Here is a 10,601-nt window from a genome sequence, read left to right on the forward strand (position 1 = left end):
TTTCATGCGGTCACCAGCGGGGCGGGATTTTTCAGGTATTGCTCGCGGATCGCACGTGCCGACCAGTAGGCCAGCGCCACGATGATCCCGGTCGGGTTGTAGCCGATGCCCTGCGGCAGCGCCGAGGCGCCCATCACGAACACGTTGTGCACGTCCCAGCACTGCAGGTAGCGGTTCAGCACGCTCGTCTTCGGGTCGGTGCCCATGATTGCGCCGCCGACGAGGTGGGTCGTCTGGTACGCACGCGAATCGAAGTGCTTGCCGAACTCGCGCGTCGACACGCCGATCGCCTTCGGCCCCATCGCTTCCGCGATCTTCTTCATCTGCCCGGTCACGTACTGCGCCATCTTGATGTCGTTGTCCTTCCAGTCGAAGGTCATCCGCAACAGCGGCTGGCCGTACGAATCGCGATAGGTCGGATCGAGGTCGAGATACACGTCGCGGTACGACATGTTGGTGCCGTGCGCGTCCATCGAGATCGTGTGCGCGTAGTTGTCCTTGACCGCCTTCTTCCACGCCGAACCCCACTGCGGCGTCCCGGGCGGCGTCGCGATGCCGCTGATCGGCTTCGCGCCGGCTTGGTTCACCCACAGCGGCGAGCCGCCGACGAAGCCGAGCGGGCCGTGGTCGAAGTTGTCCGCGTTGAAATCGTCCACCGCGACGCCGTTGCCGCCCGCACCGATGAACGGGTTCGTGTAGGTGTCCTTGTCGAAAAACGCCTTGATCGTCGACAGGTTCTGGTACGCGAAATTGCGGCCCACGACGCCTTCACCCGAGATCGGGTCGTACGGCTTGCCGATGCCCGACAGCAGCAGCAGGTGCACGTTGTGGTACTGGAACGCGGCCACGATCACGAGATCGGCCGGCTGGTGCACTTCGCGCCCGGCCGGGTCGACGTAGGTCACGCCCGTCGCGCGCTTCTTCGTATCGTCGAGGTCCACGCGCAGCACGTGGCACTTCGAGCGCAGCTCGAAATTCGGTGCCTGCTTCAGCGCGGGCAGGATGTTCAGGTTCGGCGACGCCTTCGAATACATGTAGCACGCGTAGCCGCTGCAGTACCCGCAGAAGTTGCACGGCCCCATCTGCACGCCGTACGGGTTCGTGTACGGGCCCGACGTGTTCGCCGACGGCAGCCGGTACGGATGCAGGCCGAGCGACTTGGCCGCGTCGAAGAAGCGCTGCGCCGAATAGGTGTTGAGCTGCGCGGGCAGCGGGAAGTTGTCGCTGCGGTTCGCTTCGAACACGTTGCCGTCGCCGACCACCTTGCCGCCGACCTTGTACGCCTGCCCCGACGTGCCGAACACTTTCTCGGCGAAGTCGAAATGCGGCTCGAGTTCGTCGTAGGTCACGCCCGTGTCCTGGATCGTCATCCCTTCCGGGATGAACTTCTTGCCGTAACGCTCTTCATAGTGGCTGCGCAGGCGCAGCTCTTCCGGCGTGATCCGGAAATGCACGCCCGACCAGTGCAGCCCCGCGCCGCCCACGCCTTCACCCGGCAGGAACGCGGCGAGCTGCCGGTACGGCAGCGCGGTGTCCTGCAGGCCGTGGCGGATCGACACGGTCGTCTTCGACAGGTCGAGGAACAGCTTCTTGCGGACGTTGTAGGTCAGCTCGTCGATCGTGTTCGGATACGCGCCGTCCGGATAGGTGTCGCGATACTCGCCGCGCTCAAGCGCGACGACGTTCAGGCCCGCTTCGGTCAGTTCCTTCGCGAGAATCGCGCCGGTCCAGCCGAAGCCGACGATCACCGCATCGACATGCGGTTTTTTCTCTGCGGCCATCAGCTGCGCTCCCCGTTGATCGAGACGGGGCCGTACGGATAAGGCTTGCCGTTCTGGTTGACGAAATCCATGAAGTCCGCGCGCGCGCCCGGAAAGCCGATCATCTTCCACGCGGCCATGTCGTGATTGCCGCCATGCACCGGATCGCAGAAGTAGCCTTCGCGCGTGTTCTGCAGCAGTTGACCGAAGAACACGCCGGGCGGCACCTCGTCGATCTGCGCGCCGCCCTTCTCCAGCGCGCCGAGCACGGTGTCGCGCGTCGGCGCGTCGAGATCTGCGAACGCCTTGCCGTGGGTCTTCTCGCAATAGCGGTTGACCGCCGCGATGCCGAGCCGGTAGATGTCGCGCGGCACCAGCTTCAGCTGGTAGCCGAGTTCGGGCACGCCCTGCTGGAACGGCCCCTGCATGTACCAGGTGGCGCCGTGCGCATACGGCGTCTCCATCTGGCGGTCGATGAATTCGGGCACGCCCGATTCGAGCGCGCCGGGGCCTTCGGCGTCGGCCGGAATCAGCCGGTCGACGGCGGCCTGGACGAATGCCCACTCCTTCGCATCGAAGAAGGTCGGCTTGTACGGGGCGCGGTCGGCGTTGGCCGATGCACCGGGCGCGTTGCCTGCCGTCGCGGAAGTCGACGACGAGCGCAGGTCGCAGCCGGCGACCGACGCGATCGGCACGAGCGCGACCGACGTGCGCAGGAAACGGCGGCGCGAGTTGGGTTTGTCAGGTGGCGTGGACATGGTCGGATGTTGATCGTTGGGGATCGGGGCCCGGACGCGCGCACTCCGCATGCGGCATGTCCGGCATGGCAGCCATGCCGCTCCCGGCTGGCCGTCCTGTTCTTTCGTCTGTTGCGAACAACCTCGCTGCAGGCGCCGCCCGCGCAATGCGCGGCAGCGCTTCATGCAGCCGCGCATTGCGCCGGTTCAGGCTGCGCTGCGCGGATTGGCTTCTTTGCGAGCCTTATCGTCTGACAAATGCAGGCATCTACCCGCATCTGCCCCTCATCGCTCATGACCCTCAATCAACTTAGACGTCGCGTTTGCCGGCAGCAAGCGCGACGTGCACGACCCTCTTTCGGGTCCGGCGACAAGTGCCGCGAATTATATATGGAACCGGTTCCATCAAAAGGGGCGTCAATGCAATTCAATACATCGAAAATCGCAACAATTGAAAAATCCGGAAGCCGGAACGCGCAAGGATCGCGTGACGATCGGCTGATGCGAATGTCAGGGAGAGGATTGTTGTGGGGCGAGCTGCGCCGAAGACTGTCTCTTTCCAGCCACGCAGCGCACCCGAGGGGGCCGGTTTGCCTGGCAGGCTGGTAGCCTCCGCGTCTCATGAGTACACAGAAGAACGAACTGCCGGCGCCCGACGCGACCCGCATCAGCCGATACCTCAGCTATCTGTTGCGCCACGCGCCGCAGACGGATCGGGCTGCCACTCGACCCGGAAGGCTGGGCCGACATCGGCGACCTGATCGCCGGCGCCGCCCGCCACGGGCACCCGCTCGATCGCGCAACGCTCAAGACCGTCTGCGCGACCAACGACAAGCAGCGCTTCGCCCTTTCCGACGACGGCCGTCGCATCCGTGCGGTACAAGGCCATTCGACGCCCGTCGTGCAGCGCCGCTATCCGGTTGCGCAGCCGCCCGAGCGTCTCCATCACGGCACCGCGACGCGTTTCCTGGATTCGATTCGGGCGCAAGGGCTGAAACCCGGCGCCCGTCATCACGTGCATCTGTCGCCGGACATCCGGACGGCGCTGGCCGTCGGCTCGCGCTACGGCGTGCCCGTGATTCTCGAAGTCGATGCACAGCGCATGCATCGGCAAGGCCATACGTTCTTCGTCGCCGAAAACGGCGTATGGCTGACCGACACCGTGCCGGCGGAATACCTTATAGAGATGGACGGGCCCGTGCGCTGAGACGCACGTTCACCACGGCCAGAACATCGACGCGATGGACAGCGCCAGCGCCGCGCAAAGCGGCGAGTAATACAGCGTGTCCATCCGTGCGAAACGCGACCCGCGAATCCGCTTGAAGAAGCCGACGTAACGGAAATCGCCGACTGCCCGCACCGCGAAGATCAGTGCGAACGCAACGACCGCGAACGAGATCGCGCCGGGATACGTGTTCGGCCCCAGCCAGCCGGCACGCGCGGCAACCGCGCACGCGCCGCCCAGCAATGCCGCCGCGATGGCAAGCGTGCCGATGGCGGTCGGCCGCAGCAGCGGCTCGCCGTCCTGCTCCGGAATGGCCGCGCGCTTGCCCCGCCGCCCGCCCAACGCCCAGTAAACGTGAATGAGCGCGATTGCGCAAAGCGTCGGCACGCTGAAATACGCTCCGGTCATGTCGGTCAATGCCCTCGTCTCGTTGTCTCGTTATGTCGATGTGTTGCCGGCAAAGATCCGGCACGCGGCCCCGGCCCGCGACACACGTGACGATACCGAAACCCGGCAACCCGCGCATTGCGACGTCCGGTCGCAACCCGCCGCAACGCATGTTGCGATGCAGTGTGCCCACGGGGGCACGCGGGCCGGCCGCTTGACTTCCCTCCGCGCACTACTACCCTGTTATTCCAGTACTGCCGTCGATACGCCCCCGCGCGATCGGCCGCACGTGCATCGTTCGCCGCATTGCGCACCTGCACGACAACGATAACGAAGGCCATGGAGGCGACTCATGCTGATCGGCGTGCCGAAAGAGATCAAGAACCACGAATACCGTGTCGGCCTCACGCCGGCCGGCGCACACGAACTGACGCGGCACGGCCATCGCGTGCTGGTGCAGCGCGGCGCGGGTACGGCGATCGGCCTGCTCGACGACGACTACACGGCCGCGGGCGCATCGCTCTGCGACGGCGCCGACGAAGTCTTCGCGCGCGCCGACATGATCATCAAGGTCAAGGAGCCGCAACCGGAGGAATGCGCGATGTTGCGGCGCGGGCAGATCCTCTACACGTACCTGCATCTCGCCCCCGATCCCGAACAGGCGGCCGCGCTCGTGAAGTCCGGCGCCGTCTGCATCGCCTACGAAACCGTGACGGGCCCCGGCGGCGGCCTGCCGCTGCTCGCGCCGATGAGCGAAGTGGCCGGGCGCATGTCGATCCAGGTCGCGGCGACCCACCTCGAAAGCCCGCGCGGCGGGCGTGGCCTGCTGATGGCCGGTGTGCCCGGCGTGCCGGCCGCGCATGTCGTCGTGCTCGGTGCGGGTGTGGTGGGCACCGGCGCGCTGCAGATGGCGGTCGGCCTCGGCGCACGCGTCACCGTGCTCGACACCAACGTGAACCGGCTGCGCCAGCTCGACCTCGTCTTCGCCAACCGGATCGCGACCGTTTGCTCGAACGCGCACACGATCGACGAAGCCGTGCGCGATGCCGACGTCGTGATCGGCGCCGTGCTCGTGCCGGGCGCATCGGCGCCGCGGCTCGTCACGCGCGACATGATCGCGACGATGCGCACGGGGGCGGTCGTCGTCGACGTCGCGATCGACCAGGGCGGATGCTTCGAAACCTCGCATGCGACGACGCACGCGGACCCGACCTTCGTCGTCGACGGCGTCGTGCACTACTGCGTCGCGAACATGCCCGGCGCAGTCGCGCGCACGTCGACCTTCGCGCTGAACAACGCGACGCTCGGGCATGCGCTCGCGCTGGCGGACAAGGGCTGGAAGCAGGCGATGACCGACGATCCGCATCTGCGCGCGGGCCTGAACGTGTGCGACGGGCACATCACGTACGAAGCGGTCGCGCTGGCGCTCGGCCTGCCCTATGTGCCGGCAGCCGGCGTGCTGGCATGACGTAACCGCGCTCGAGCACGGCCGCCGGTCGCGTTCACGCGCCCTTCGTGCCGCGGCGCTTCGACGCGCCGGCCGCTCCCATCGTGCGTGCAAGCAACGGCCGCAATTGTGCAAGCGTGCGCGTGTTCAGCACGTCGGGCCGCGTGAGCCAGCCGCGTCGCGCCTGATCGACGCCGTATGCGAGATTGTCGAGTTCGTCCGTGCTGCACGCATCCGAGCCGATCGCCACCGGCACGCCGGCCTGCGCGGCCTCGCGGCACCCGATGTCCGGCAGGTCGAGCCGCCGCGGCTGCGCATCGAGCTCGACGAAGCAGCCGCGCGCCGCAGCGTGCGCGATCACACGCGGCACGTCGAGTTCGCATGCGTCGCGCTCGCCGAGCACGCGGCCCGTCGGGTGCGCGAGAATCGTGAAATGCGGATGGTCCATCGCGCGCAGCATGCGCGCGGTCTGTGCGTCGCGCGACAGCTCGAAGCCGTCCCGTACCGCGCCGATCACAAGATCGAGCCGGCCGAGCATCGCGTCGGGCACATCGAGACTGCCGTCCTCGCGAATGCCGGCCTCCACGCCCTTGAGCAGCACGCAATCGTCGAACGACGCATTGAGGCGGTCGATCTCGTCGATCTGCCGGGCAAGCCAGTCGAAGGTGTTGCGGCCGCTGCCGGCATGCGGTGCCCGGTCGGTGATGGCGAGGTACGCGAACCCGCGCGCGCGTGCCGCATCGGCCATCGCGCGCAGGCTGTCGCGGCCGGCCGATACGTCGGTATGCGCGTGCAGGTCGCCGTGGACGTGCTTGCGCTCGACCAGCGCCGGCAGCGTGCCCGCGCGCGCCGCGTCGATCTCGCCGCGATCCTCGCGCAATTCGGGCGGCACGTCGTGCAGCCCGATCGCAGCGTAGACCGACGCCTCGGTCGCGCCGGCAATCCGTTCGTCGCCGCGAAACACGCCGTACTCGTTGATCTTCAGCCCGCCGGCCTGCGCGATCCTGCGCAATGCGATGTTGTGTGCCTTCGATCCGGTGAAGTAGACGAGCGCCGCGCCGAACGCATCGGCATCGACGACGCGCAGGTCGACCTGCAATCCGCTGGCGAGTACGACGCTCGACTTCGTCTTGCCGTGCGCAAGCACGCGCGCCACCTCGCCGTAGCCGACGAACGCTTCGAAGACGGCCGCCGGATCGCGCGCGGTCACGAGGATGTCGAGGTCACCGACCGTCTCGCGGCGGCGGCGGAAACTGCCGGCCGGCACGGCCTTGCCGACGCCCGCGATCGCGCGCAGGCGTTCCAGCAGCGGCAGCAGCAAGTGCGCCGCATCCGGCAACAGGAAACGCTGGGGTTCACGCTTCAGCCGGTCGTCGATCGCTTCGAGCAGATGCGCTTCGGTTTTCGCACCGAAGCCCGGCAACTCGCGCACGTGCCCGCTCTTCGCTTCCGCGCGAAGCTGCTCGAGCGAATCGACGTGCAGTGCTTCATGCAGCGCCTTCACGCGTTTCGCGCCGAGCCCCGGCACGTCGAGCAGCTCGACGATCGCGCCCGGCAGCGCATGGCGCAGCGTTTGCTGCAGTTCGCAGGTGCCGGTCGCGGCAATCTCGCGCAGCTTCGACGCGAGATCGGGCCCGATCGACGGAATCTTTCCGAGATCGTCGCCGTTCGCGATCATCGTCGGGATATCGCGCCCGTAGTCGGCTATCGTCCGTGCTGCGTTGCGATAGGCACGCACCCGGAACGGATTGGCGCCCTGGATCTCGAGCATGTCGGCAATCTCGGCGAACACGGCCGCACACCCGGCGTTGTGAATCGGCATGATCGGCGTGGCTCCCTTCCACGTGGATGGCGCCGCGCGCGTGCGCGACGGCGTCTGCCCGCCCGGCGCCGCATACTGACGCCGCCGGGCGCCCGTTCATCATCGTACGCCGGCCTCGCCGGACGTGCAGCGCCGTGACGGTCGCGACGCCAGAGTCAGAGGGAGGCGCGCGGTGTCGTAGCGTAGTGCCGCTCGTAGATCGACTGGCAATGCGTGCAGCGTTCGGCGGCCGGGCGTGCCAGCAGGCGCTCGTAGCCGACCGAACCGTCGCAGTCGATGCATTCGCCGTAGCTGCCGTCGCGCATCCGCTGCTGGGCGCGGCCGATCGCGCGCAGCTCGGTCAGCTTCATGCCGATCAACGCATGATCGACGTCGACGAACAGATCCGCATTCGCCTCGTCGCCCTCGTCCGGCGACGCGCCGGCGAGGTCTGCGTAGGATTCCGACGCGCGCTGGTCTTCGCTCGTGCGGATGTCCGCACGCAACGTCTGCTCGCTCTCGTTCAGCCGCTGCTTCAGCGTCTGCCGTTGTTGTTCGTCGAGCGCCATGGCCGTCTCTCCTGGTCCGGGTTCCGCGCGGCGCATGCGGCGCGCGGTGTCGCGCCGGTGCGCGGCGGGCAGGCGTCACCGCTGCCACCGCGACCGGATGTGCGTCCGGATACACGAGGCACCGGACGCATTCGACGCAGGATAAACCCATTGGACACGCATGTGTTGACTGGAATCAGCGTGGCGTCTGGCGCACGCAGAAGGTCTGCTGAAATTGGGGACTGACATGAAATCGCAACGTCGTCGAACGTGGCTATCGCAGACTCCGTCGGGATCGCTCAACCCGCACGCAACGTTGCGTCATCGCGCGTCAGGCATCGGCGCGGACGATGTCGAGCAACGTGCGCGCCGAGCGCTGCCAGCTGAACCGCTGCGCGTGCTCGCGGCCCAGCGTGCGCAGCTGGGCCCGCAGTTCTGAATCGTCCATCACGCGTGCGATCGTCGCGGCGATATCCGGCGGTGAGTACGCATCGCAGAACAGCGCTGCACCGCCGCAGACTTCCGGAAGCGCCCCTTCGTGCGACACGATGACCGGGCAGCCACACCGCATCGCCTCGAGCGGAGGCAGCCCGAATCCTTCGTAAAGCGACGGAAACACGAAGCAGCCCGCATGCTCGTACAGCGCCTTCAGCTCGCCGTCGTTCACGTAACCGGCCCACGTGACGTACGGGTCGTCTTCGCGCAGGCCGCCCGCCCGTGCGCCGAAGACCTTCGCATTGGCGCCCCCCGCGATCACGAAGCGCAACGTCGGGTGAGACTCGCGCATCAGCGCGACCGCGGCCAGGGCGCGCACGAGATTCTTGCCGGGCGCGAGCGACCCGACGAACAGCACGTAGCGATCCGTCTCGAGATTCAAGCGCGACAGCACGCCGGGATCGGCATCGATGCGGTCGATATGATCGACTGCACCCGGCACGACCGACAGGCGCGCAGGCGACACGCCAAGCCGCGCGGCCAGCCGCGCCCGCGAAAAATGCGAGACCGTCACGATATGGCGCGCGCGCCGCTTCATGATCGAGAACGCGAAGCGGTACCAGAGGCGGAACGCCATCGAATAGCCGGCCGGCTGATCGAAAATCGCCGCGTCGTGAATCATCAGCAGTTGATCGCGCTTGACCAGCGGGCCAATGTTGCACAGGCTCAGCAAGGTCCGGCCCCGCGTGGTGCGCGGCAGCGTCCATTGTTCCCACAGCGCGCCGTGCCGGCGCCCGGACGTCAGCGACCGCGCGCCGGCCGGCATGGCCGCCAGATCGTGATCGGACGGCACGACGAGCGACGGCGCATCGTCGGCGCTCGCGATGCGCGCGAGTTCGGCCGTCAGCTCGTATGCCACGCGCTGAACGCCCGTCATGCGCTGCGCGGTGAATTTCCCGTTGATTGCGAGCCGGCACAGCCGCGCGGTATACGCGGCTGTGCCGACGCCCCGCTCCGCGCGCGCTTCCTGCAGTACCGGTGCGCTTCGCTCCCGAATCGACGTTGACATGATCGTGACCATTCCGATGGCTGCGGCGCGCTTTTGCGCCGCCGGACACCCCGTTACGCGGGATGCTGCTGTGCCGTCAGTGTGTCCGTCGCCTGCGCTGCGGTCGGTACGTTCGATCGCACAACGCACCGGCTCACGGGTGATTCGTCATCCTCAGAATGCATTGCGCCCGAAGAATCCCCGCACGACCGTCAACAGGATGATCTTCATGTCGAACCAGAAGCTCCAGTTCTGCATGTAAAACAGATCGAACTTCACGCGCGCTTCCATCGCCTCGACCTTGCGCGTCTCTCCTCGATAGCCGTTCACCTGTGCCCATCCGGTGATGCCGGGCCGCACGCGGTAGCGGTACATGTAGCAGTCGATCAGTTGCCGGTAGAAGTCGTCGTGTTCGATCGCATGCGGGCGCGGGCCGACGACCGACATCTGCCCGAACAGCACGTTGAAGAACTGCGGAAGCTCGTCGAGCGACGTGCGCCGCAGGAACGCGCCGACGCGCGTGATACGTGAATCGTTGCGCGATGCCTGCTGAATGACACCCGGTTGTACGCGATGCACGCGCATCGTCCGGAACTTCAGGATGTCGAACTCCCGTCCGTCGACACCCTTGCGTCGCTGCCTGAACAGCACGGGCCCCGGCGACGAAAGCTTGACCGCGATCGCCAGCATCGACAGCAGCGGCAGCATCGGAATCAACACGCCGAACGCGAACAGCCGGTCGAACGCGAACTTCGCCCACAGCTCCGGCGCCGAGCGCGGCGTAGTCGCGAGATTGATCGCCGGCATGCCGAGCACGTCGGTGGCCGAGCGATCGACCACCGCCATCTGCCGCACATCGGGCAACAGCCGCAGTTCCACGAACTCGTCGCGCAACTCGCGGACGATGCGCTGGATCCGCCATTCGTGCGACATCGGCAGCGTGAGCCAGACCTCGTCGATCTCGCCGCCGCGAATCAGGTCGCGCAACGCGTTCCAGTCGTCGATCACCGGCACGCCGCCGATGCCGCCGGAGGCAGCCTGTGCGTCGTCGTCGAATACGCACGCCGCCACGAAAGGACCCTGCGGCGCGAGCTGCATCCGCTCGACCGCGACACGCCCGTACGCCGTTGCGCCGACCACCGCGACTCTGCGCTGCCGCGCGCGCGGGTCGTCGCGCGTCAGCGCGAGCGCCAGCAGCGCGGCACGGCCGAGC

The 10,601-nt window shown here is 67.2% G+C and carries 8 protein-coding genes and 1 pseudogene; 2 read left to right on the forward strand and 7 right to left on the reverse strand.

The annotated features are described in order from the left end of the window. Positions 1-2: 2 nt before the first annotated feature. Together G3N64_RS36270 and G3N64_RS36275 are read right to left on the reverse strand one after the other, a co-directional pair. Positions 3-1,781 carry a GMC family oxidoreductase gene (locus G3N64_RS36270; RefSeq protein WP_205788447.1) on the reverse strand — a complete coding sequence of 593 codons (1,779 nt, stop codon included), beginning with the start codon at positions 1,779-1,781 and terminating at the stop codon, positions 3-5. After that, entirely contained in the window at positions 1,781-2,518 is a 738-nt protein-coding gene (locus G3N64_RS36275; protein ID WP_205788448.1) for a gluconate 2-dehydrogenase subunit 3 family protein, read from the reverse strand. The genes G3N64_RS36270 and G3N64_RS36275 overlap by 1 nt, the downstream gene beginning before the upstream one ends. A gap of 600 nt (positions 2,519-3,118) precedes the next feature. On the opposite strand from G3N64_RS36275, the pseudogene G3N64_RS36280 reads away from it, so the two are divergent. Beyond that, positions 3,119-3,704, forward strand: a pseudogene (locus tag G3N64_RS36280) (RNA 2'-phosphotransferase). Positions 3,705-3,713: 9 nt separating this feature from the next. Here the strand turns inward: G3N64_RS36280 and G3N64_RS36285 are convergent. Further along, positions 3,714-4,130, reverse strand: coding sequence for a DUF3995 domain-containing protein (locus G3N64_RS36285; protein ID WP_205788454.1), 417 nt, complete (start codon positions 4,128-4,130; stop codon positions 3,714-3,716). Between the two features lie 331 nt (positions 4,131-4,461). On the opposite strand from G3N64_RS36285, the gene ald reads away from it, so the two are divergent. After that, positions 4,462-5,577: an alanine dehydrogenase gene (gene ald, locus G3N64_RS36290; RefSeq protein WP_205788449.1), complete on the forward strand. Its 1,116-nt coding sequence runs from the start codon at positions 4,462-4,464 to the stop codon at positions 5,575-5,577. Between the two features lie 34 nt (positions 5,578-5,611). Here the strand turns inward: ald and polX are convergent, their stop codons facing one another. The 4 genes from polX to G3N64_RS36310 all read right to left on the reverse strand — a co-directional run. Continuing rightward, a complete protein-coding gene (polX, locus tag G3N64_RS36295) occupies positions 5,612-7,378 on the reverse strand; it encodes a DNA polymerase/3'-5' exonuclease PolX (RefSeq protein ID WP_205788450.1) in 1,767 nt (588 codons plus the stop codon). A 155-nt stretch (positions 7,379-7,533) separates the two neighbouring features. Continuing rightward, a complete protein-coding gene (locus G3N64_RS36300) occupies positions 7,534-7,926 on the reverse strand; it encodes a TraR/DksA family transcriptional regulator (RefSeq protein WP_205788451.1) in 393 nt (130 codons plus the stop codon). Between the two features lie 310 nt (positions 7,927-8,236). Then, on the reverse strand, positions 8,237-9,277 hold the full coding sequence (locus tag G3N64_RS36305; RefSeq protein ID WP_241021391.1) for a glycosyltransferase family 1 protein: 1,041 nt from the start codon (positions 9,275-9,277) through the stop codon (positions 8,237-8,239). 285 nt (positions 9,278-9,562) lie between these two features. After that, a partial coding sequence (locus G3N64_RS36310; protein WP_205788453.1) for an undecaprenyl-phosphate glucose phosphotransferase occupies positions 9,563-10,601 on the reverse strand: 1,039 nt, incomplete at its 5' end.

The organism is Burkholderia sp. Ac-20344, assembly GCF_017104975.1.
Taxonomy (GTDB): Bacteria; Pseudomonadota; Gammaproteobacteria; order Burkholderiales; family Burkholderiaceae; genus Burkholderia.

What these genes read in the sequence shown, in the direction of transcription:
- G3N64_RS36270 (WP_205788447.1), bottom strand. Translation starts at nt 1,781, where the DNA reads ATGGCCGCAGAGAAAAAACCGCATGTCGATGCGGTGATCGTCGGCTTC.
- G3N64_RS36275 (WP_205788448.1), bottom strand. Translation starts at nt 2,518, where the DNA reads ATGTCCACGCCACCTGACAAACCCAACTCGCGCCGCCGTTTCCTGCGC.
- G3N64_RS36285 (WP_205788454.1), bottom strand. Translation starts at nt 4,130, where the DNA reads ATGACCGGAGCGTATTTCAGCGTGCCGACGCTTTGCGCAATCGCGCTC.
- ald (WP_205788449.1), top strand. Translation starts at nt 4,462, where the DNA reads ATGCTGATCGGCGTGCCGAAAGAGATCAAGAACCACGAATACCGTGTC.
- polX (WP_205788450.1), bottom strand. Translation starts at nt 7,378, where the DNA reads ATGCCGATTCACAACGCCGGGTGTGCGGCCGTGTTCGCCGAGATTGCC.
- G3N64_RS36300 (WP_205788451.1), bottom strand. Translation starts at nt 7,926, where the DNA reads ATGGCGCTCGACGAACAACAACGGCAGACGCTGAAGCAGCGGCTGAAC.
- G3N64_RS36305 (WP_241021391.1), bottom strand. Translation starts at nt 9,277, where the DNA reads ATGACGGGCGTTCAGCGCGTGGCATACGAGCTGACGGCCGAACTCGCG.